The sequence below is a fragment of the Streptomyces sp. Go-475 genome (assembly GCF_003330845.1).
Lineage (GTDB): Bacteria > Actinomycetota > Actinomycetes > Streptomycetales > Streptomycetaceae > Streptomyces.
Map to the genome: position 1 here is coordinate 6,433,778 of NZ_CP026121.1, position 22,329 is coordinate 6,456,106.

Consider the following 22,329-nt stretch of genomic DNA (forward strand, 5'->3'; position numbering starts at 1 on the left):
CGCGGGCGTCCGCCCGGCACGCCGAGAGAACGCTCCCCCAAGCCCTCGGCTTCGCCCGAGCAGGGGGGACCCCCATGACGCCGCGGGGCCCGCCCTCCGGGCGGACGGCGGGACTTCGCGGGCGCCCCCTAGGGCGCCGCAGGCTGGAGCGCCCCTCAGGGGCGCGGGGAACTGCGCGACCAGCCACGCCGTCCCCGCACGCGACCACCACCGGGCCCCTCCCCGTGGAGTGCCCCGTACGATCGAAGGCATGAGCACGCGGATCGCCTTCCTCAAGGGCCACGGCACCGAGAACGACTTCGTGATCGTCCCGGACCCCGAGAACGTCATCGACCTGCCCCCGGTCGCCGTCGCCGCCCTGTGCGACCGCCGCGCGGGCATCGGCGGCGACGGCCTGCTGCACGTCGTGCGGTCCGCCGCGCACCCCGAGGCCCGGCACCTGGCGGCCGAGGCGGAGTGGTTCATGGACTACCGCAACGGCGACGGCTCGATCGCCGAGATGTGCGGCAACGGCGTGCGGGTGTTCGCGCGCTACCTCCAGCGCGCCGGGCACGTGACCGAGGGGGACCTCGCGGTCGCCACGCGCGGGGGCGTGAAGACCGTCCACATCGCCAAGGACGGTGACGTCACCGTCGGCATGGGCAGGGCGCTGCTCCCGGAGGGCGACGTCACGGTGAGCGTCGGCGAGCGCAGCTGGCCCGCGCGCAACGTCAACATGGGCAACCCGCACGCGGTGGCCTTCGTCGACGACCTGTCCCACGCCGGCGACCTGCTCTCCCCGCCGCCCTTCAGCCCGGCCACCGCCTACCCGGACGGCGTGAACGTCGAGTTCGTGGTCGACCGCGGCCCCCGGCACGTCGCGCTGCGCGTGCACGAGCGCGGCGCCGGCGAGACCCGCTCGTGCGGCACGGGCGCGTGCGCGGTCGCCGTGGCCACCGCCCGCCGCGACGGCGCCGACCCGGCGGTCACCGGCGCCCCGGCGACGTACACCGTGGACGTCCCCGGCGGCACCCTGGTGATCACCGAGCGCCCCGACGGCGAGATCGAGATGACGGGCCCGGCCGTGATCGTGGCCGAGGGCGAGATCGACGCGGACTGGCTGACGGCCGCCGCAGCCGCATGAGCGGGGCGCAACCGGCGTGAGCGGGACGCATCCGGCATGAGCAGAGCACACCCTGCATGAGCAGAGCACACCCTGCAGGAGTAGGACGCAACCGGGCTGAAGCAGCGGCACGTCTCCGGCCGCTCGGCGCGAAACGGCCGTTGATAATCGGCCACTTGGCGAGAAGCGAGCCGCAGGGGCCACAGATGCGGGGGTACAAACCTCACATTCGTCCCTCGAATGGGTGATCAGTTTCACGCTCGGCGAGAGGCGGTCAGCCGGGCGTGGTGGGCTCGATAGCATCAAGCACCGGCCCGGACGGGGGACCGAAGCCGCCCCCTGAGCCGTGTCCGCCCTGGGGCACCCCGTCCGCCGGTTGACGCAGCCGGAGGTGCCCATGAGTGCGGAGGCCACGAATTCCGTGACCCCAGGCCCGATGCCGGGCGCGGTGTCGGGACCGGTGACGCCGACAGCCCCGCGCAGAAAGGCCCGCCCCCGGATCGACCTGCGCCGCCTCGGCAGAGCCGCGCTGCTCGGCCCCGCCGCCCGCGACCGGCTGCCCGACGCCATCAGCCACGTCGTCGACGCCCACCGCGCGCACCACCCCGACGCTGACCTCGAACCCCTGCGCCGCGCCTACGTCCTGGCCGAGTCCTCGCACCGCGGCCAGATGCGCAAGAGCGGCGAGCCGTACATCACGCACCCGCTGGCCGTCACCCTCATCCTCGCCGAACTCGGCGCGGAGACCACGACGTTGACCGCGTCCCTGCTCCACGACACCGTCGAGGACACGGACGTGACGCTCGACCAGGTCCGCGACCAGTTCGGCGAGGAGGTCCGCTACCTCGTCGACGGCGTCACCAAACTCGAGAAGGTCGACTACGGCGCCGCCGCCGAGCCCGAGACCTTCCGCAAGATGCTCGTCGCCACCGGCAACGACGTCCGCGTCATGTCGATCAAACTCGCCGACCGGCTGCACAACATGCGCACCCTCGGTGTCATGCGCCCCGAGAAACAGGAGCGCATCGCGAAGGTGACACGTGACGTGCTCATCCCGCTCGCCGAGCGGCTCGGCGTCCAGGCGCTCAAGACGGAACTGGAAGACCTGGTCTTCGCGATCCTGCACCCGGAGGAGTACGCGCACACCAGGGAGCTGATCGTCCGCAACGCCGCCCGCTCGGACGACCCGCTCGCCGAGGTCGCCGACGAGATGCGCACCGTCCTGCGCGAGGCGGACATCCCGGCCGAAGTCCTCATCCGGCCCCGCCACTTCGTCTCCGTCCACCGGGTCTCGCGCAAACGCGGCCGGCTCCGCGGCTCCGACTTCGGCCGCCTGCTGGTCCTGGTCAACGAGGACGCCGACTGCTACGGCGTCCTGGGCGAACTCCACACCTGCATGACGCCCGTGGTCTCGGAGTTCAAGGACTTCATCGCCGTCCCCAAGTTCAACCTCTACCAGTCGCTGCACACCGCCGTCGCCCGCGAGGACGGCCAGGTCGTCGAAGTCCTCATCCGCACGCACCAGATGCACAAGGTCGCCGAGGCCGGCGTCGTCGCCCTCGGCAACCCGTACGCCCCCGCCCCCGACGACCCGGCCGACGGCGAGCGCGTCGACCCCACCCGCCCCGGCTGGCTCTCCCGGCTCCTCGACTGGCAGGAAGCGGCACCCGACCCCGACCACTTCTGGTCGACCCTGCGCGAGGACCTCGCCCAGGACCGCGAGATCACCGTGTTCCGGACCGACGGCGGCACGCTCGGCCTGCCCGAGGGGGCGACCTGCGTGGACGCCGCGTACGCGCAGTACGGCGAGGACGCGCACGCCTGCATCGGCGCCCGCGTCAACGGCCGCCTGGCGACCCTGAGCACGGTCCTGAGGGACGGCGACACCGTCCAGCTCCTCATGGGCCAGGACCCGGCCTCCGAGCCCTCCCGGGAATGGCTGGAGCACGCCCACACGCCCGCGGCCCGGATCGCCATCCAGCGGTGGCTCGCCGCCCACCCGGCACAGGCGGAGGCCCAGCGGACCGACGCGCAGGACGCCCAGGACCGGGCCGCTCACCGGTCGGCCGCCGGCGTACCCGACCCGGACGCGGCCGCCGAGCAGCCCGCCGCCCGGCCCGCCGCGGGCAACGTCCTCACGGACCGGCCCGGCGCGGCCGTCCGGCTCGCCCGCTGCTGCACTCCCGTACCGCCCGACGAGATCGCGGGCTTCGCCGTACGCGGGGGAGCGGTCACCGTGCACCGCGCCGAGTGCGCCGCGGTGGCGCGCATGCGGGACGGGGGGCGTGCGGAGGTCGGCGTGCGCTGGGGGGAGGCCACCGAGTGCCGGGTCACGCTCGTCGCCGAATCGTTCGTCCGTCCCCATCTGCTCGCGGACCTCACCGAGGCCATGGCCCTCGAAGGCGCCGAGATCGTCTCCGCGACCGTCGAGCCCCCGACCCAGCAGCAGGTGCGCCACACGTACACCGTGGAGCTCCCGGACGCGGCCCAGCTGCCCGCCCTCATGCGCGCCATGCGCAATGTGGCGGGGGTGTACGACGTGAGCCGGGCACAGCCGCAGCCGCAGCCGCAGGGCGGCTGAGGCGGCAGGCGGCGCAGACCCCGGTCCCCGGTTCGGGTGGGCCGGGCGCGCGTCGTCCGTGCCGCGCACGCGCGCGCTGGTAGCCGTGGGGCATGCTCCCGACCCCCCACAGCCAGGCCGCCACCCCCACGCATCGGCGCCGGACGGCCGCCGCTCCCGCCCATCGGCACCGGACGGCCGCCGTCCCCGCCCATCGGCGCCGGACGGCCGCCGCCCTGCTCGCGTCGGCCGTCTCCGTCTGCCTCCTCGCCGCGAGCGCGCCCGCCGTCCCCCTCGGCGTCGGCGACCGCCTCTACCCGCACCTCGGCAACCCCGGCTACGACGTCGCGTCGTACGACCTCTCCTTCACGTACCCCGGCAACAACAGCGAGCCGCTGCGCGCCGTCACCACCATCGACGCCTGGACCACCGCCGACCTGGACCGGATCAACCTGGACTTCGCCCACGGCACGGTCCACTCGATCGAGGTCGACGGCGAGCCCGCCGCGTACCGCACCGCCGGCGAGGACCTGGTGATCACGCCCGAGGACTCCGTGTCGGACGGCACCTGGATGCGGATCACCGTGCGGCACGACAGTGACCCCGTCCCGGCCAAGGGCCGCGAGGGCGGCTGGGTGCGTACCGCGGACGGCCTCGCCATGGCGAACCAGGCCGACGCCGCGCACCTGGTGTTCCCCTGCAACGACCACCCCTCCGACAAGGCGATGTTCACCATCCGGGTCACCGCGCCCGACGGCCACACCGCCGTCGCCAACGGCCTGCCCGCCGGCGTCGACCGGTCCGGCGGCGCGACCACCTGGACGTACCGCACGCAGCACCCCATGGCCACCGAACTCGCCCAGGTCTCCATCGGCCGCTCCACGGTCCTGCACCGCACCGGCCCGCACGCCCTGCCCGTGCGGGACGTCGTACCGACCCGGTACCGCAAGGCCCTCGAACCCTGGCTGGAGAAGACCCCCGGCCAGCTCGCCTGGATGGAGAGCAAGGTCGGCCGCTACCCCTTCGAGACGTACGGCCTGCTCATGGCCGACGTCTCCACGGGCTTCGAACTGGAGACCCAGACGCTCTCCCTCTTCGAACGCGAGCTCTTCACCGAGCCCGCCTACCCCGCCTGGTACGTCGAGTCGATCATGGTCCACGAGCTGGCCCACCAGTGGTTCGGCGACAGCGTCACCCCCCGCACCTGGTCCGACCTGTGGCTCAGCGAGGGACACGCCACCTGGTACGAGGCGCTGTACGCCGAGGAGCGGGCCGGCAAGCCGCTGCGGGACCGCATGAAGGCCGCGTACGGCGCCTCCGACCGCTGGCGCGCCGCCGGGGGGCCGCCCGCCGCCCCCAAGGCACCCGAGCCCGGCCGCAAGACCGGCATCTTCCGGCCCAACGTCTACGACGGCGCCGCGCTCGTCCTCTACGCCCTGCGCCAGGAGATCGGCCGCCCGGCCTTCGAAGCCCTGCAACGCGCCTGGGTCGGCCGGTACCAGGACGACAACGCCACGACCGAGGACTTCGTCCGGCTCGCCGCCGAGATCTCCGGGCGCGACCTGGACGCCTTCTTCCAGGGCTGGCTGTACGGCGAGCGGACCCCGCCGATGCCGGGGCACCCGGAGTGGAAGCCGGAGACGCCCGCGAAGCCGGCCGCGCCCGGGGAACGGACCGGGCCGACGAAGCCGGCCGCGCCTGGCAGGGCAGCCGTGCCCGAGAGGGCAGCCGCGTCTGACAGGGCAGCCGCGTCTGAGAGGACAACGGCGTCCGCGGGAGCGGCGGCTCGATAACCCAGTGACGAGACGCCCCGTGCCGTGCGACCATCTTCAGGTCGGCGCGGCACTGAGAGCCGGGAATCTCCCGGCCCGCTCGTGCGTTGTCGACGGTGACGGAACAGCTCCGAGCTCTCCGTCACCCCCAACGGTTTCCCAGCTACGTAAGGATCCAATGACCTCCTCTTCTTCCCCTTCCCAGGACACCAAGCGCTTCGCGCACAGCCACCCCGAGGGTCTTCGGGCCGATGCCCTGATGGAAGAGGACGTCGCCTGGAGCCACGAGATCGACGGAGAGCGGGACGGCGACCAGTTCGACCGCTCCGACCGCGCGGCTCTGCGCCGCGTGGCGGGCCTCTCCACCGAGCTCGAGGACGTCACCGAGGTCGAGTACCGCCAGCTCCGCCTGGAGCGGGTCGTCCTCGTCGGCGTCTGGACCACGGGAACCGTGCAGGACGCGGAGAACTCCCTCGCGGAGCTCGCCGCCCTCGCGGAGACGGCGGGCGCGCTGGTGCTCGACGGTGTGATCCAGCGCCGCGACAAGCCCGACGCGGCCACCTACATCGGCTCCGGCAAGGCCGAGGAGCTGCGCGACGTCGTCCTCGAGACGGGCGCGGACACCGTCATCTGCGACGGTGAGCTCAGCCCGGGCCAGCTCATCCACCTCGAAGACGTCGTCAAGGTCAAGGTCATCGACCGTACGGCCCTGATCCTGGACATCTTCGCCCAGCACGCCAAGTCCCGAGAGGGCAAGGCACAGGTCGCGCTCGCGCAGATGCAGTACATGCTGCCGAGGCTCCGCGGCTGGGGTCAGTCGCTGTCCCGGCAGATGGGCGGCGGCAAGGGCGGCGGCCTCGCCACCCGTGGTCCCGGTGAGACCAAGATCGAGACGGACCGGCGGCGGATCCGCGAGAAGATGGCGAAGATGCGCCGGGAGATCGCGGAGATGAAGACCGGCCGCGAGATCAAGCGCCAGGAGCGCAAGCGCCACAAGGTGCCGTCCGTGGCCATCGCGGGCTACACCAACGCGGGCAAGTCCTCGCTGCTCAACCGCCTCACGGGCGCGGGCGTGCTGGTCGAGAACGCCCTGTTCGCGACCCTCGACCCGACCGTGCGCCGGGCCGAGACCCCGAGCGGACGGCTGTACACACTGGCCGACACGGTCGGGTTCGTACGCCACCTGCCGCACCACCTGGTCGAGGCGTTCCGCTCCACGATGGAGGAGGTCGGCGACTCCGACCTGATCCTGCACGTGGTGGACGGTTCGCACCCGAACCCGGAGGAGCAGCTGGCCGCCGTGCGCGAGGTGATCAGGGACGTCGGCGCCACCGACGTACCCGAGATCGTCGTGATCAACAAGGCGGACGCGGCCGACCCGCTGACGCTCCAGCGGTTGCTGCGTGTCGAGAAGCGCTCCATCGCCGTCTCGGCCCGCACCGGCCGGAACATCGACCAGCTGCTCGCTCTCATCGACGACGAGCTGCCCCGCCCCTCGGTCGAGATCGAGGCGCTCGTGCCGTACACGCACGGCAAGCTGGTCGCCCGTGCCCACGACGAGGGCGACGTGATCTCCGAGGAGCACACCCCGGAGGGCACCCTGCTCAAGGTGCGGGTCCACGAGGAACTGGCGGCGGAGCTCACGCCGTACGTCCCGGCGCCGCTGGCCTGACCGGCCTGACGCCGCCGGCCCGACCGGCCGACCGAAAAGGCCCGTCCCCGAGTCGATCGGGGACGGGCCTTCTTCGCGCGCGCCGGTCAGCGGCCGCCGTACGTCTTGCTCATGTTCTGGTAGAGCGCCTCGGCGTCCCGGCCCAGTTGCGGGCCGGCCAGCCAGCTGTTGTCGGCCGGGCCGATCGAGGTGTTGGAGACCAGCACGGACTTGCCGTTCAGCACCCGGAACCAGCCGCCGCCGGACGAACCGCCGGTCATCGTGCAGCCGATGCGGTACATCGTCGGCAGGGCCGGGGAGAGCGAGAACCGGCCGGGGACGTCGACGCACTTGAACATCTTCAGGCCGTTGTAGGGCGGCGCGGCCGGGTAGCCCCAGGCGCCCATCTTGGCGGCCTCGGCGGCGGACGGGGCGGAGAAGTCCACGTCCAGTGCTGCGCCGACCGTCTCCTCCAGGGACTTCGCCCCCTGCTCGGGCTTCACGTGCAGCACGGCGTAGTCGTAGGCGGCGCCGTCCCCGCCGGTCTCCGAGCCGCCCTGGATCCACTGGTTCGAGGTCGACGCCCAGTCCGCCCACCAGTTGCCGTACGGGGCGATCTCGGCCGGGTTCGCGTTGCTCAGCTCGGCCTCGGACTTGCCGAGGTCGTTGTAGGCCGGGACGAACACGATGTTGCGGTACCAGCCGCCGTTGCCGCCGGCGTGCACGCAGTGGCCCGCCGTCCACACCAGGTTGGACTTGCCCGGGTGGTTGACGTCTTTGATCACCGTGCCCGAGCAGACCGCCGGGCCGTCGGGGGAGTCGAAGAAGACCTTCCCGACCGGCGCCGCGTTGCGGTGGTACGGCGTCTTCTCGGCCTGCGCCCGGACGGGGGCCGGATCCGGGGCGCTGGCGCCCTGGCCGGCCGACGCGTCCTTCGTCGTGACCGTCTTGTTCGCCTCCTGGGCGGACCGCATCCGGTCCGGCTTCCAGAGGCCCTCGATCACCGGGTTGACGAAGTCCTTGGCCTCACTGAGCCACTTGTCCTTGTCCCAGTCCTTCCAGCCGCCGTCCTTCCACCGGTCGACGTCGATGCCGTGCTCCTTGAGCTTGCTCGCGAGGTCGGCCGGGAGCTGTACCTTGCCGCCGCCGTCCGCGCCGTTCCCGGCGGCCGGGGAGGCGGTGGCGTCGGGCTTGTCGCTCGCCGGGTCCGCCGAACCACCACAGGCGGTGGCGGTGAGCGCCAGGGCGGCGACGAGCCCGGCCGCGGCGAGCGCGGAGCGTCGCCCGCGCTTCGGCGCCGCGGGCGTACGTGTGGAACGCATGGTGCGATGACCCCCGTTGGTGCGTACGAGATGTGGTGCTGCGTGCGCATGTCACGCGCGTGCCGCCGCAGCCCTCGGGCCCGGCGCGACACCCCACTATGCCCGTGGGGTTGAGGGCGTACCGGGGTGGCGTGGTGAAGGTTTCCGTGAGCCCGGGGGTGGTGCGCCGGGGGTGGTCGGTGGGGTGCCGGGCACGTTCGGAGGGGGCGGGCGTGAGGCCGGTGGGAGGCGCCGGGGTCATGTCGGGTGGGGCGTCGGGCGCGTTCCCAGGGGGGGAGGGCGCCCGGCGCGTTGCCGATGCGCCGGGCGCCACCCCACCGCGAGATGTTCAGGCCGGCGCGCTCACCGGACCGCCGAGGCGTTCAGCAGGGGCTCACCGGCCCGCCGAGGGGTTCAGCAGGGGCTCACCGGACCGCCGAGGGGTTCAGCAGGGGCTCACCGGCCCGCCGGGGCGTTGAGCCGGCGCTCACCGGCCCGCGAACTTCTCGCTCACCGAGTCGTACACGCCCTTCGCGGCCTCGCCCAGCCGCGGTCCGGCCAGCCAACCCGACGTCACCGGGCCGATCGAGGTGTTGGACACCAGCGCCGGCTTGCCGTCCGCGCCCGCCGCGACCCAGCCGCCGCCCGACGAACCGCCGGTCATGCTGCAGCCGATGCGGTACATCGTCGGATCCGACGCGGTGACCGACAGCCGGCCGGGCCGGTCCTGGCACCGGTACAGCTTCTGCCCGTCGTACGGCGGCGCGGCCGGGTAGCCGATCGCCGTGACACTGTCGACCTTCGGCACGGCGGGCGCGTCGAAGTCCACCGGCAGCGCCGAACCGACCGTCTCCTCCAGCGACTTGCCGCCGCTGCCCTTCTCCGGCGTCACGTGGATGACCGCGAAGTCGTAGGGGGCGCCGTCCCCGCCCGTCGAGCCGCCCTGTTCGATCCACTGGTCGGAGGTCTGCACCCAGTCACCCCACCAGACGCCGTACGGCGCGACGTCCTCACGGGTGGCGTTCTCCAGCTCCGCGACCGACTTGCCGTCGTCGTTGTACGACGGCACGAACGCGATGTTGCGGTACCAGCCGCCCTTCTTGCCCGCGTGCACGCAGTGGCCCGCCGTCCACACCAGGTTGGACTTGCCCGGGTGGGCGGGGTCCTTCACCACCGTCGCCGAGCAGACGGCCGAGCCCTTGGGCGAGTCGAAGAACACCTTCCCGGCCGTGGGAACGGCGGCGTGGTACGACGGCGGCACCGCCTGGGCCTCGACCGGCTCGGGCGTGGGGTCGGTGACGCCCTGGTCACCCGAGAGGTCGCTGTCGTCGACGCCCTGGTCGGGCTCCTCGGCCTCGCGCATGCGGTCCGGGTTCCAGAGCCCCTCGATGATGGGGTTGACGTACTCGTGGGCCTCGCGCAGCCAGTCGTCGCGGTCCCAGTTCTTCCAGGCGCCGTTCTTCCACTTGTCGATGTCGATCCCGTGCTCACGGAGCTGGTCCCTGATGTCGTCCGGGATCCTGAGCTTGCCGTCGTCGGAGGCGGTGGCGGACGCGGAGGCCTCCCCGCCCGCCGCGGCGTCCCCCGACTCGCAGCCGGTGGCGGTCAGCGCGAGCGCCGAGGCGAGTGCCACGGCGGCCAGCACGGGGGAGTTCCTGCGGCGCGCACTCCCCCCTCGGCTGGTGGTGGACGACGGCCGTGTGGATCGCATGATCTGACTCCCCCTGATATTGACGAACATGGACGAAACCGGTGCTCCGGCCGCCGTTTTCCCACCGCTGCACGGGGACTTCGGGCCGACTCACCGCGTCCGGGAACGGCACCACACCCTATGGGGTGGCTGTGGGGGAGGCCCGACGGAACAGCAACAGTTCCGTCACGGAAAGGATCTTGAGGCAACCCGTACGGGATCCCACCTGGTCACGGTCGGGGGGCGGCGACTCGGATCTACGACTTGTTCCGCCGGTGGCAGTGGGAGGGCATCCGGCACCGGATCCTCTCCGAACTCCAGTGCCGGGCCGATCTCGGCACGCGGCTGGCCCGGCGGCGTGGTGACCTTCAGAAGAGCCGACCAAGCGCCGAATAATATTGCGGTACTATTTTTTTATGACGCAGCACGCCGACGCTGACACAAGACGCAGCCAGGTCGCCTCCGCGCTGATGAGCGTGGTCGCCGAGCGGGGACTGGCGCGGACCACTCTCGCTGACGTGGCGCGGACGGCGGGTGTCTCCGTAGGACTCGTCCAACGCTATTTCCGCTCGAAGGACGAGCTGCTGAGGTTCGGCATCGAGTATGTCTACCGGCGCGCCGAGGAACGCATCGCCGCCATCCCGGTCGAGCCGCCAATCCGTGAGTTCGTCGTGCGGTTGATGGAGACGTTCCTGCCGCTGACGGCCGAGCGGCGCGCCGAGCTGCGGGTCTGGCTGAGCTTCGTGCAGGCGTCGCTGACCGACGCCGACATGGCTGCGACCCACCGGGACGCTACCGAGCGGCTCCTGCGGGGCGTCGAGGAGGCACTCCAGGGCGCTCAACGGGCCGGCGAACTCGCAGCGGACGTCGACACCGAGGCGGAGGCGGCGGCACTGGTCGCGTTCGTGGACGGGCTGTGCCTGCACCACGCGGCGACCGGCAACGGGTTCGGCGCGTCCCGCCTCAGCGCCGCGCTGGACGCCTACGTCGACCGGCTGTTCGACTGATGAGCGCCACGCTGGCGCTGGCGCTGGCCGGACTGGGGCTGCTGGACAGCACAAGCTTCGGCACCCTCCTGATCCCGATCTGGCTGTTGCTCACCCCGGGGCGGGTGCGCGCCGGCCGGATCGCCGTCTATCTGGCTACGGTCGCGACGTTCTACCTCTGCGTCGGCGTGCTCCTGGTGCTGGGGGCCGATGCGGTGCTGGAGGGCGTTCGGGCGACCTTCGCCGACGTTGCCCCGACGCACCTTCGGATCGCACAGCTCGTCCTCGGCTTGATCGTCATCGCCTTGAGCTACTGGCTGGAGGCCCGTGCCCGCAGCCGCGCAGGCAAGCCGGGCCGGCTGCAGCGCTGGCGGACGGCGGCGATGTCGGGTGCCGTGCCGGACGGCCAAGGCCCGGACCGCCGGGACACGCGGGGCGGAGGGGTGCGCGGCCTGATGAGCCTCGCGTTGGTGGCCACGGCGCTGGAGGTCGTCACGATGGTGCCCTACCTGGCGGCCGTGGGCTTACTCGCGAACGCCGATCTGACCTGGCAGGCCATCGGCGGGGCGCTGGCCGGCTATTGCGTCGTGATGATCCTCCCGGCGGTCCTCCTCGGTGCCGTCCGGATCGCCGCGCACGACCGGGCCGAGCCGGTGCTGCAGCGGATCAACGACTGGTTCACCCGCAACAGCGCCAAGGCGCTCGGCTGGACCGTCGGGGGAATCGGCATCGGAATGGTCCTCAACGCCGTGATCGCCCTTCTCACCTGACCGCCTGAACCCGCGTCAGGCTCGAGCAGGTCTGGTACTGCAACTTCCGAAACACGCCTTGGACGGTCATCATCACCAGCCGGCGCACGCTGCTCGGCATCGACGCGGACGTGCACGTCGAGTTCGACGCCCTCAGCGAGAGCACCCCCCCGTGCGATGGCCGGCGACAGCCTGCGCCGGGGCTCGCGCACGGTCGACGACACGCGAACGACGCTGTGGCGACCCTGGATGCCGGTGTTGGCCCCCGTGCGACGTGCCGGCTGTTGTGCCACGAGCCGGAAGAGCCGCTCGCGTGCCTGCCCGCGGGCACGGGGACCGTCCCGCAGCGTGCCCTCCCGGTGTGCCAAACCGGCTGCCGCCGACCATCCGGCACATCGCGGACCGGATCGTCGCCGACCGGACTCCGCCCGCCCTGCGCACCGAGCCGCACCCACCACCAGGACCAAGGGCTGGAGCCGATGCGCTCGACGATCCAGGAACTCGACCCGGTGATCCTCATCGAACTCGGCACCGTCGACCGCCTCACCGGAGACCACGACAGTGCCCGTACCTCTTACGCGCCGCCCTGCGGATGAGCTCCGAAGCGTCGGACCGCAACGGCCACACCTGGGCCGCCCACGCGAGATCGGGTGCAGCCCGGGCGCTGATGGCACGCGGCAAACTCCGCCCGCTGCAAGGTGAGGAGGCGGCGGCTGGGGAGGATCTGGAACAGGCCTTGGCGGAGTACACCGACCTCGGTTCGGCACAGGCCGCGGAACTCCATGACCTCCTCGGCAGGTGAGACGCCCCGTCGCACACCTCGGGGTCGCAGCGGGACCCGCCCGGGTCATGCCCCGGGAAGGATCTTGAGGGCAACCCGTAACCGCGTGAGCGGTCCGGGGTTGGTAGCGGTGGGGGTCCTGCTGTCTGCACGCGGCCCTGTGTGCCCGTGCCCAGTGGGAGGTCAGGGAAGTCGTGGCGGAATCCACCCAGGGGGGACGCGCGTCGGAGGAGGCCGCTGTGGGGCGAATGCCGGTGAGGACCCTTCCCGACGATGCCGTCGACGACACCGCGCCCGGTGCGCGATCCGCGCATGAGGGAATCCTGCGGCGCCAGTCCACGCGCGAGTCCGCGGCCCGGACCTACGCCCGGGCCCTGCCGATCGTTCCCGTACGGGCGCGGGGGCTCACCATCGAGGGCGCGGACGGCCGCCGCTACCTGGACTGCCTCTCGGGCGCCGGCACACTCGCGCTCGGGCACAACCACCCGGTCGTGCTGGACGCCATCCGCAAGGTCCTCGACTCCGGTGCGCCCCTGAACGTCCTCGACCTGGCCACGCCCGTCAAGGACGCCTTCACCACCGAGCTGTTCCACACCCTGCCGCCGGGGCTCGCCGGTCGGGCACGCGTACTGTTCTGCGGACCGGCCGGCAGCGACGCCATGGAGACCGCCTGCGAACTCGTACGCGCGGCGACCGGGCGGACCGGCCTCATCGCGTTCACCGGCGCCGGCCACGCAAGGCCCCCCGGGCCGCTCGAGGCATCCGCCGGCGCCCTCGACCAGGTCGTCCGCCTGCCCTACCCGCAGGACTACCGCTGCCCGTTCGGTGTCGAGGGCGAACGCGGGGCCGACCTCGCCGCCCGCTGGACCGAATCCGTGCTCGACGACCCCGGCTCCGGCGGGCCGCATCCCGCCGGGGTGATCGTCGAGCCCGTCCCGGGCGAGGGCGCGGTGAACCCCGCGCCGGACGCCTGGCTGCGGCGCATGCGGCAGCTCACGGCCGACCGGTCCGTCCCGCTGATCGCCGACGAGATCGAGACGGGCGTCGGACGGACCGGAGCCTTCTGGGCCGTGGAGCACAGCGGCGTGACCCCCGACGTGATGGTCCTCTCCAAGGCCATCGGGGGCAGCCTGCCGCTGGCCGTCGTCGTCTACCGCGACGACCTCGACGCCTGGGAACCCGGCGCCCACGCCGGCTCCTTCCGCGGAAACCAGCTCGCCATGGCCGCCGGCACAGCGACCCTCGCCCACGTCCGGGAGAACCGTCTCGCCGACCGCGCGGCGACACTCGGCGCGCGGATGCTCGACCAACTCCAGGACCTCGCCGGGGAGTTCTCGTACGTGGGGGAAGTGCGGGGGCGGGGGCTGATGATCGGCGTCGAGCTGGTGGATCCGGAGGCGGAGCCCGGAGCCGGGCGAGTGGCCGGGGCCGCGGGAGACGGTGACGGGGATCGGCCGGTGACGGCGGACAGCGTGCGCCGCCCACATCCCGCCGCCCCCGACCTGGCCGCCGATGTCCAGCGGGAGTGCCTGCGGCGCGGCCTCATCGTCGGACTCGGCGGCCGTCACACGAGCGTCGTACGGCTGCTGCCGCCCCTGACGATCTCCGACGAACAGGCGGCCGCCGTGCTGGACCGTCTGGCCGACGCCGTCCGGGCCGCGGCTCGGTGCCATCAGGGCGTGCGACAGCAGCGCCGTACCCGCGAGTGAGCGTCGACAGCGCGCGACTTCACTCATGAGCGACCACGCCGCGGGACTCCGCTCTCCCACCGGCGCGCCGAGCCGTAACCCCACGGCGCCTGGACCCCGACCGCACGATCAGGAACCACCCCACGAGGTAGCCGTCTTGAACGCCATCCCCGAGCCCGACGCCCACGCCGCGACGCGGGGAGCGGGCCCCCTCGACGCCCGGACGCCGGAGACGGGGGTGACCTCCGTAGTTCCCCACCAGGGGCCCACGGCGCCTCCCACCGGAGGCATGGACGCCGGCCCCACCCCCGACCTCCTAAACCACCCCGACCCGGACATCGCCGCCCAGGTGGCAGCGATGGAGAACCTGCTGCGCTGCTGGGTCCGCGAGACCGGCCCGCCCGCCCCCTCCGACGGCGTCCTCCGCATCCCCCTCCCCGCCAGCGGCACCGCCCTCCTCGCTCCGGTCCGCTACTGGTCGCCGACGGGCTGGCACCGCTTCGGCCTTCCGCGTCTGGCCGACGCTCCCGACCACGCCCCGCCGGCCGACGCCGTCACGGTCGCCGCCCTGCTCGGCAGGGAGGCGCTCACTTCGTCCAGGGCGAGGACGGCGGCTGCCTGCGCTTCCGCCCCCAGCGGCGGCCTCGCGACCGGTCTCCTGGCCGACGCCGACGCCGACGCCGATGCCGACGCTGAGGCCGAGGCCGACGCTGAGGCCGACTCGGACTCCGCGGCCGGCGAGGTCATCGACCTCGTCGCGAATGTCGCCGGCTCACTCCGCCGCGTCGCCACGTTCGTCCGTGACCGCCGGGAACACCCGGCCGACGCACCCGACCTCTTCCTGGCCGCCGAACAGGCACTCGTCCTCGGACACCCCCTGCACCCGGCTCCGAAGAGCCGCGAAGGACTCTCCGAGACCGAAGCCCGGCGGTACTCACCCGAAACGCGCGGTTCCTTCCCTCTGCACTGGATGGCTGTCGCCCCCTCCGTCCTCGCCACCGACTCCTCCTGGACCGAACGCGGCCGCCCTGTCGCCGCACCCCGGCTCACCGCACGCCTGGCCGGGACCGGACTGCCGCTGCCGGACGGCTACGTCCCACTGCCCCTGCACCCCTGGCAGGCGCACGACGTCCGGCACCGTCCCGAGACAGCCGCCCTGCTGGACAGCGGACTGCTCCGCGACCTCGGCCCCCACGGCACTCCCTGGCACCCCACCTCCTCCGTACGCACCGTCTACCGCTCCGGTGCCCCCGCGATGCTCAAACTGTCGCTGGGCCTGCGCATCACCAACTCCCGCCGCGAGAACCTCCGCAAGGAACTCCACCGCGGTGTCGAGGTCCATCGCCTGCTCCGCGGTGGCCTCGCGCAGCAGTGGCGGGCCGTGCATCCGGGCTTCGACATCGTGCGCGACCCGGCCTGGCTCGCTGTCGACGGCCCCGACGGCGTCCCGTTGCCCGGGCTGGACGTGATGATCCGCCACAATCCGTTCAGCCCCGCGGACGACGTCTCCTGCGTCGCCGGACTCGTCTCGCCTCGCCCGCGCTCCCCGATCCGGCCGGGGACGGCCGAGTCGGGTGCTACCCAGCCGGGGACGACCCAGCCGGGAGCAATCCGGTCGGGGACGATCCGATCAGAACCGACCCGGTCAGGAGCGGTCGCCGACCGGCCGGAGGCCGGGAACCCGGTCCCCCCTCTGTCGTCCCGCCTGGCCGAGGTCGTCACCGGCCTCGCCCGCAGGACCGGCCGCCCCCGCGGAGCCGTAGCCGCCGAGTGGTTCCTGCGCTACCTCGAACACGTCGTGCGCCCGGTCCTGTGGCTGGACGGCGAGGCCGGCATCGCCCTGGAGGCCCACCAGCAGAACACGCTGCTCCTGCTGGACGCCGAGGGCTGGCCCACGGGCGGCCGCTACCGCGACAACCAGGGCTACTACTTCCGGGAGTCCCGGCGCGCGGACCTCGACGCGCGGCTGCCCGGCGTCGGCGAGCAGAGCGACACGTTCGTCTGCGACGAGGTCGTCGACGAGCGCCTCGCGTACTACCTGGCCATCAACAACGTGTTCGGCCTCATCGGCGCCTTCGGATCCCAGCAACTGGCCGGCGAGCGGCTGCTGCTCGCCGCCTTCCGCCGTTTCCTCGGACACGTCGCCTCCGGCCCGGCCCGGCTGCGCACCTCGCTGCCCGCCCTGTTGCTCGACTCACCCGTCCTGCGCTGCAAGGCCAACCTCCTGACCCGGCTGCACGGCCTGGACGAACTCATCGGCCCGGTCGACACCCAGTCCGTCTACGTCACCATCGCCAACCCCCTGCACTCCTGATCACCCTGACCGTCCCTGATCACAACTGACCTCCTTCCTCGCTGAGGACGTGCCCACCCCCCTTTCTGAGAGGAGCGTTTGGTGCTTCCCGCCGATCCGACCGCAGCTACCGACACCTGTAGCGGTATCGGTAGCGGTGCCGATGCCGATGCCGCTACCGATGCGGCTGACCGTGGCATGGCCGCCGCCGACTGCGCGCCTGACGCCGAGTGCGACGGACACCGGAGGACCGGTGCCCCCGGGCCGGGGACGCCGGCATCCCAGCCCGGCACTCAGTGCGGTGCCGGCTCAGGCGTGGGCGCGGACGTCGACTCCCGCGGCGGAACCGAGGCGGATTCGGGATCCGCTCGCGGAGCCGGTGCCGGTGCGGACACAGGCGCGACCGGGCGCAGCACCGGCACCGGTCCCCGTACGGGCGGGCACGGCGAGGACACCATGGATCTGCGGCTCCCCGACGAACTCGTCGCCCTCATCGCGGGTGAGGAGCCGGACGGCCACGGAGCACGGAGGTGGGACCAGGAGGACACCGCACAGCCCTCCGCCTCCGGCACCGCGCACCGAGACCCATCCGCCCGCCCGGCCCTCCCACACCACGACGACCTCCTCGACCACGTCGCCGACTGGGGCCCGGCCGACACACCCGCGGGCGTCTTCCGCCTCGTCCCCGTGCGCGTCGAACGCGACCTGCCGCTCATCAGCCGCTGGATGAACGACCCGGCCACCGCGGCGTTCTGGGAGCTGTCCGGACCGCAGGACGTGACCGAGGACCATCTGCGGGCCCAGCTCGCCGGCGACGGGCGCAGCATGCCGTGCATCGGTGTGCTGGACGGAACGCCCATGAGCTACTGGGAGATCTACCGGGCGGATCTGGACCCGCTGGCCCGTCACTATCCCGCCCGGCCTCACGACACGGGAGTCCACCTCCTAGTCGGCGCGGTCGCCGACCGGGGGCGCGGTCTCGGCGGTCTGCTGCTCAGAGCCGTAGCGGATCTGGTTCTGGCGCGGCGCCCCTCCTGCGCACGCGTCATCGCGGAACCCGACATTCGCAACACCCCCTCCATCGCTGCCTTCCTGACTGCCGGCTTCCGGTTCTCCGCCGAGGTCGTCCTGCCCGCCAAGCGGGCCGCCCTCATGGTCCGAGACCGGTCCCTCCGGCATCTTCTGTAGCGCTGTGTCACCGCGCCATCACTCATCGAACGCAGGCGGAGCCGCGGCAGTTCCCACCAGCCGCACGACTTCTTCTTCGGATTTCTCGGGCTGCTCACCGACCTGCCGACGCGCGGCGCATCCACGCGGAACCCATCCTCATCCACCCGGAATCCCACCCGGAATCCCACCCGGGACCCCACCGAAACCGCGTACCCACGACCCACTGGAACCACTGGCCACGCCACCTGTCCGTCGCCCGTCCCTACCCTCGCCGAGGAGCCCACGGTCTTGATCCCGTCCCCCGTCCCCGCCTTGATCACCCGTTTGTCAGTGCCGGGTCGTAGGGTGGTCGCGCTATGACGAAGCCCTCACTCCCCGAACTCCTGCACGCTGCCGTCACTGCCGTCGGCGGTACGGAGCGCCCCGGCCAGGTGGCCATGGCCGAAGCCGTCGCGGAGGCGATCGACGACGGCTCCCACCTGTTGGTCCAGGCCGGCACCGGCACCGGCAAGTCGCTGGGCTACCTGGTGCCCGCGCTCGCGCACGGGGAGCGTGTGGTCGTCGCGACCGCCACCCTGGCCCTGCAGCGCCAGCTGGTGGAACGCGACCTGCCGAGAACGGTCGAGTCGCTGCACCCCCTGCTGCGCCGCCGCCCGGAGTTCGCGATGCTCAAGGGCCGGTCGAACTACCTCTGTCTGCACCGCCTGCACGAGGGCGTCCCGCAGGACGAGGAGGAGGGCCTCTTCGACCAGTTCGAGGCGGCCGCGCCCACCAGCAAGCTGGGCCAGGATCTGCTGAGGGTGCGCGACTGGGCAGACGAGACCGAGACCGGCGACCGTGACGACCTCACGCCCGGTATCTCGGACCGGGCCTGGGCACAGGTGTCGGTGTCGTCGCGAGAGTGCCTGGGTGCCTCGAAGTGCGCCTACGGCGCGGAGTGCTTCGCCGAGATGGCCCGCGAGCGGGCCAAGCTCTCCGAGGTCGTGGTCACGAACCACGCGCTGCTAGCGATCGACGCCATCGAGGGCGCGCCGGTCCTGCCGCAGCATGAGGTGCTGATCGTCGACGAGGCCCATGAACTCGTCTCCCGGGTCACCGGAGTCGCCACCGGCGAGCTCACCCCCGGCCAGGTCAACCGTGCGGTGCGCCGGGCCGCGAAACTCGCCAACGAGAAGGCCGCCGACCAGCTCCAGACCGCTGCCGAGGGTTTCGAGCGGCTGATGGAGCTGGCGCTGCCGGGCCGTCTGGAGGAGATCCCCGAGGACCTCTCGTACGCGCTCATGGCGTTGCGCGACGCCTGCCGCACGGTCATCTCCGCGATCGGCGCGACCCGCGACAAGTCCGTCCAGGACGAGGACGCGGTCCGCAAACAGGCCCTGGCTTCCGTGGAGAACGTGCACGACGTGGCGGAGCGGATCACGAACGGCTCCGAATGGGACGTCGTCTGGTATGAGCGCCACGACCGCTTCGGCGCCTCCCTGCGTGTCGCTCCCATGTCCGTCTCGGGGCTGCTGCGGGAGAAGCTCTTCGCGGACCGCTCCGTGGTTCTGACGTCCGCGACGCTCAAGCTGGGCGGCGATTTCAACGGTGTCGGCGCCTCCCTGGGCCTCGCTCCCGAGGGCACCGAGGGCGACGACTTCCCGAAGTGGAAGGGCATCGACGTCGGCTCGCCCTTCGACTACCGCAAGCAGGGCATCCTGTACGTCGCCAAGCACTTGGCGCGTCCCGCGCGGGACGGCGACCGCGCGGACATGCTCGACGAGCTCACGGAGCTGATCCAGGCGGCCGGCGGCCGCACCCTGGGCCTCTTCTCCTCCATGCGCGGGGCGCAGGTCGCCGCCGAGGAGCTGCGTTCCCGCATCCCGGAGTTCCCGATCCTCCTCCAAGGCGAGGAGACGCTCGGCGAGCTCATCAAGAACTTCGCGGCCGACCCGAAGACCTGCCTCTTCGGCACGCTGTCGCTGTGGCAGGGCGTGGACGTACCCGGGCCCAGTTGCCAGCTGGTCGTCATGGACAAGATCCCGTTCCCGCGTCCGGACGACCCCCTGATGAGCGCTCGCCAGAAGGCCGTGGAGGAGGCTGGCGGCAACGGCTTCATGGCGGTCGCCGCGACCCATGCCGCGCTATTGATGGCCCAGGGCGCCGGCCGCCTCGTACGGGCGTCGGGGGACCGCGGCGTGGTCGCCGTCCTGGACCAGCGTCTGGCGACGGCCCGGTACGGCGGTTATCTCAAGGCGTCACTGCCCGACTTCTGGTACACGACGGACCGTAACCAGGTGCGGAAGTCGCTGGCGGCGATCGACGCGGTGGCGAAGCAGGCGGAAGCCGGATGAACCTCGGGGTCGGTCAGTGGCGGCGAGCCACTGACCGACCCCGAAGGCGGGCATCCGGGGACACCGGCCCGTCCGGACAGCGCAGGACCCCGGAACCGGCGCAGGGGTTCCGGGGCCCGGTCAGGGAGCGGGCCTCCTGGGCCCGCCCGACGCGGCGCGCGGCGTCAGAGGTCGCGCGTCAGACGCGGCGCAGTACGGCCACCACCTTGCCGAGAATGGTCGCGTCGTCGCCGGGGATCGGCTCGTACGCCGCGTTGTGCGGCAGGAGCCAGACATGGCCGTCCTCGCGCTTGAAGCGCTTGACGGTGGCCTCTCCGTCGAGCATCGCGGCCACGATGTCGCCGTTCTCGGCGACCGGCTGGCGGCGCACCGTGACCCAGTCGCCGTCGCAGATCGCGGCCTCGATCATGGAGTCGCCCACGACCTTCAGGACGAACAGCTCACCGTCGCCGACGAGCTGGCGGGGGAGGGGGAACACGTCCTCGACGGATTCCTCGGCGAGGATCGGGCCACCGGCGGCGATGCGGCCGACCAGCGGGACGTAGGACGCGGCCGGCTTGCCCGCGGTGTCCGTGGGCTGCACCGAGGCGGCCTGGTCGGAACCGCGCACCTCGTACGCGCGCGGGCGGTGCGGGTCGCGGCGCAGGAAGCCCTTGCGCTCCAGTGCCATCAGCTGGTGTGCCACGGAAGAGGTGCTGGAGAGGCCGACGGCTTGGCCGATCTCACGCATGGACGGCGGGTAGCCGCGCCGCTGCACGGAGTCCCTGATGACCTCGATCACGCGGCGCTGGCGGTCGGTGAGCCCGGAGCTGTCCGCCCGGATGCCGGGAGGTCGGCCCGGCAGGGAGCGCTTGTGCCCCTCAGGGTTCGTGGCTTCGTTCATCGCATGCACCGGCTCCAGTCGGCCCTGGGAGCGGTCCTGGGCAGTAATGGCGGCACTGTCTGCGGTGGTGGTCACGTCGGCCCCTCTCGATGGTCTCCCTGCTAGCCAACGGTAGTTGCTTTCGAAAGGTTGCGCCAAACACACGTTCGAGTGAAAAAACGCGAATCGCCGGACGCGATCATGTGTCCGGGTGTATTGGCGGCCGCGTCACCTGGCGGGCAAAAGGGCCCATTGCTGTACTCTTCACCGCCGGGGTGATCGCCTCGTGGACTGCTGCCCCAGTCTGCCATCCGGCATTCCCCTGCCCCGGGGTCAGCGCTCATCTGTGCGGGAGCCCCACGTCCCCTCCTCGCGGCGCCCACGGTATCTCCGCATGCGCCGTAGCGATACTGCTGTGCACGAAGGGATGCGGCCGCAGCCGGATCAGGCCGTGAACGGCGGTGCCGTGGAAGGTGTGCGAGGGTGGCGCGACGTCGTCCGTCACGCGCTACCTGCGGCTACTCGCGCGACACGCGCGCACTGCGTGGATGTATGAGCCAATCCCCACATCTAGTGGTTGGATTGCAGCAGCAGCCCAGAAGTTGTGGTCCCCCGGGTCTGAGTGCCCATGGTCATCGCCTATGCTTGGGGCTGCTTCGTGGGGCGCAAGAGGCCCGCGAGGCTATTGAGTCTGCTGTGAGGAGGGTTGGAGTTCATGCACTGCCCCTTCTGCAGGCACCCCGACAGCCGTGTCGTCGACAGTCGTACGACCGACGACGGCACGTCGATCCGCAGGCGCCGCCAGTGCCCTGACTGCTCCCGTCGTTTCACGACCGTGGAGACGTGCTCGCTCATGGTGGTGAAGCGGTCCGGAGTCACCGAGCCCTTCAGCCGTACGAAGATCATCAACGGGGTGCGCAAGGCGTGCCAGGGTCGGCCCGTGACCGAGGACGCGCTCGCCCAGCTCGGGCAGCGGGTCGAGGAAGCGGTACGGGCCACCGGAAGCGCCGAGCTGACCACCCACGACGTGGGGCTGGCCATACTCGGCCCGTTGCAGGAGCTCGACCTCGTCGCCTATCTGCGCTTCGCCTCCGTCTACCGGGCGTTCGACTCGCTCGAGGACTTCGAGGCGGCCATCGCGGAGCTCAGAGAAGAGACGGGACGCCCCGACGCGGACGACGGCGACCGCGAGGACACGGCCGCGGGGAGCCAGGAAGACGACCGCGGGCGCGGAGGGACGGCACAGGTCCCCGAGCCCGCAGGCGCCGCCGACTGACCGGCGGGCCGGACCCGGACGGCAGCTCCGGGCCCGGCCGGGCGGCGGCGATGTGAAGACCTGTTGCGGGCGATGTGAGTGGGTGCCCGCAACACCAGACAGAACACCGTGCCAC

General features: G+C 72.2%; 14 protein-coding genes. 11 read left to right on the forward strand and 3 right to left on the reverse strand.

Annotated elements, in window-relative coordinates; genetic code table 11:
• Positions 1 to 250: 250 nt before the first annotated feature.
• From dapF to hflX, 4 genes are all read left to right on the forward strand, one after another.
• A complete protein-coding gene (gene dapF, locus C1703_RS29640; RefSeq protein WP_114255695.1) occupies positions 251 to 1,123 on the forward strand; it encodes a diaminopimelate epimerase in 873 nt (290 codons plus the stop codon).
• Between the two features lie 376 nt (positions 1,124 to 1,499).
• Positions 1,500 to 3,683 (forward strand): HD domain-containing protein, encoded by a 2,184-nt coding sequence (locus C1703_RS29645; RefSeq protein ID WP_114255696.1) that lies wholly within the window; start codon positions 1,500 to 1,502, stop codon positions 3,681 to 3,683.
• A 92-nt stretch (positions 3,684 to 3,775) separates the two neighbouring features.
• Positions 3,776 to 5,455 carry a M1 family metallopeptidase gene (locus C1703_RS29650; protein WP_114255697.1) on the forward strand — a complete coding sequence of 560 codons (1,680 nt, stop codon included), beginning with the start codon at positions 3,776 to 3,778 and terminating at the stop codon, positions 5,453 to 5,455.
• Positions 5,456 to 5,612: 157 nt separating this feature from the next.
• Positions 5,613 to 7,106: a GTPase HflX gene (gene hflX / locus C1703_RS29655; protein ID WP_114255698.1), complete on the forward strand. Its 1,494-nt coding sequence runs from the start codon at positions 5,613 to 5,615 to the stop codon at positions 7,104 to 7,106.
• 86 nt (positions 7,107 to 7,192) lie between these two features.
• Here the strand turns inward: hflX and C1703_RS29660 are convergent, their stop codons facing one another.
• Together C1703_RS29660 and C1703_RS29665 are read right to left on the reverse strand one after the other, a co-directional pair.
• Entirely contained in the window at positions 7,193 to 8,407 is a 1,215-nt protein-coding gene (locus tag C1703_RS29660; protein ID WP_114255699.1) for a hypothetical protein, read from the reverse strand.
• A 466-nt stretch (positions 8,408 to 8,873) separates the two neighbouring features.
• On the reverse strand, positions 8,874 to 10,097 hold the full coding sequence (locus C1703_RS29665) for a hypothetical protein (RefSeq protein ID WP_114255700.1): 1,224 nt from the start codon (positions 10,095 to 10,097) through the stop codon (positions 8,874 to 8,876).
• A 395-nt stretch (positions 10,098 to 10,492) separates the two neighbouring features.
• On the opposite strand from C1703_RS29665, the gene C1703_RS29670 reads away from it, so the two are divergent.
• The 6 genes from C1703_RS29670 to C1703_RS29700 all read left to right on the forward strand — a co-directional run bounded on the left by C1703_RS29670 (position 10,493) and on the right by C1703_RS29700 (position 20,076).
• A complete protein-coding gene (locus C1703_RS29670) occupies positions 10,493 to 11,083 on the forward strand; it encodes a TetR/AcrR family transcriptional regulator (protein ID WP_114255701.1) in 591 nt (196 codons plus the stop codon).
• On the forward strand, positions 11,083 to 11,832 hold the full coding sequence (locus C1703_RS29675; protein WP_114255702.1) for a GAP family protein: 750 nt from the start codon (positions 11,083 to 11,085) through the stop codon (positions 11,830 to 11,832). The genes C1703_RS29670 and C1703_RS29675 overlap by 1 nt, the downstream gene beginning before the upstream one ends.
• 1,008 nt (positions 11,833 to 12,840) lie before the next feature.
• Entirely contained in the window at positions 12,841 to 14,301 is a 1,461-nt protein-coding gene (locus C1703_RS29685; protein WP_114255704.1) for a diaminobutyrate--2-oxoglutarate transaminase family protein, read from the forward strand.
• Positions 14,302 to 14,569: 268 nt separating this feature from the next.
• Positions 14,570 to 16,594: an IucA/IucC family protein gene (locus C1703_RS29690; protein ID WP_114255705.1), complete on the forward strand. Its 2,025-nt coding sequence runs from the start codon at positions 14,570 to 14,572 to the stop codon at positions 16,592 to 16,594.
• Positions 16,595 to 17,029: 435 nt separating this feature from the next.
• Positions 17,030 to 17,761: a GNAT family N-acetyltransferase gene (locus C1703_RS29695; protein ID WP_114257648.1), complete on the forward strand. Its 732-nt coding sequence runs from the start codon at positions 17,030 to 17,032 to the stop codon at positions 17,759 to 17,761.
• Positions 17,762 to 18,099: 338 nt separating this feature from the next.
• On the forward strand, positions 18,100 to 20,076 hold the full coding sequence (locus C1703_RS29700; protein ID WP_114255706.1) for an ATP-dependent DNA helicase: 1,977 nt from the start codon (positions 18,100 to 18,102) through the stop codon (positions 20,074 to 20,076).
• Positions 20,077 to 20,254: 178 nt separating this feature from the next.
• Here the strand turns inward: C1703_RS29700 and lexA are convergent, their stop codons facing one another.
• The gene (gene lexA / locus C1703_RS29705) at positions 20,255 to 21,034 is read right to left on the reverse strand and encodes a transcriptional repressor LexA (RefSeq protein ID WP_030845416.1); all 780 of its coding nucleotides are present in this window, start codon (positions 21,032 to 21,034) and stop codon (positions 20,255 to 20,257) included.
• 619 nt (positions 21,035 to 21,653) lie between these two features.
• Here lexA and nrdR point away from each other — a divergent pair.
• A complete protein-coding gene (gene nrdR / locus C1703_RS29710) occupies positions 21,654 to 22,214 on the forward strand; it encodes a transcriptional regulator NrdR (protein WP_114257649.1) in 561 nt (186 codons plus the stop codon).
• Positions 22,215 to 22,329: the final 115 nt, after the last annotated feature.

What these genes read in the sequence shown, in the direction of transcription:
- nrdR (WP_114257649.1), top strand. Translation starts at nt 21,654, where the DNA reads ATGCACTGCCCCTTCTGCAGGCACCCCGACAGCCGTGTCGTCGACAGT.
- C1703_RS29675 (WP_114255702.1), top strand. Translation starts at nt 11,083, where the DNA reads ATGAGCGCCACGCTGGCGCTGGCGCTGGCCGGACTGGGGCTGCTGGAC.
- C1703_RS29670 (WP_114255701.1), top strand. Translation starts at nt 10,493, where the DNA reads ATGACGCAGCACGCCGACGCTGACACAAGACGCAGCCAGGTCGCCTCC.
- C1703_RS29645 (WP_114255696.1), top strand. Translation starts at nt 1,500, where the DNA reads ATGAGTGCGGAGGCCACGAATTCCGTGACCCCAGGCCCGATGCCGGGC.
- C1703_RS29695 (WP_114257648.1), top strand. Translation starts at nt 17,030, where the DNA reads ATGGATCTGCGGCTCCCCGACGAACTCGTCGCCCTCATCGCGGGTGAG.
- hflX (WP_114255698.1), top strand. Translation starts at nt 5,613, where the DNA reads ATGACCTCCTCTTCTTCCCCTTCCCAGGACACCAAGCGCTTCGCGCAC.
- C1703_RS29665 (WP_114255700.1), bottom strand. Translation starts at nt 10,097, where the DNA reads ATGCGATCCACACGGCCGTCGTCCACCACCAGCCGAGGGGGGAGTGCG.
- C1703_RS29650 (WP_114255697.1), top strand. Translation starts at nt 3,776, where the DNA reads ATGCTCCCGACCCCCCACAGCCAGGCCGCCACCCCCACGCATCGGCGC.
- dapF (WP_114255695.1), top strand. Translation starts at nt 251, where the DNA reads ATGAGCACGCGGATCGCCTTCCTCAAGGGCCACGGCACCGAGAACGAC.
- C1703_RS29700 (WP_114255706.1), top strand. Translation starts at nt 18,100, where the DNA reads ATGACGAAGCCCTCACTCCCCGAACTCCTGCACGCTGCCGTCACTGCC.
- C1703_RS29685 (WP_114255704.1), top strand. Translation starts at nt 12,841, where the DNA reads ATGCCGGTGAGGACCCTTCCCGACGATGCCGTCGACGACACCGCGCCC.
- C1703_RS29660 (WP_114255699.1), bottom strand. Translation starts at nt 8,407, where the DNA reads ATGCGTTCCACACGTACGCCCGCGGCGCCGAAGCGCGGGCGACGCTCC.
- C1703_RS29690 (WP_114255705.1), top strand. Translation starts at nt 14,570, where the DNA reads ATGGACGCCGGCCCCACCCCCGACCTCCTAAACCACCCCGACCCGGAC.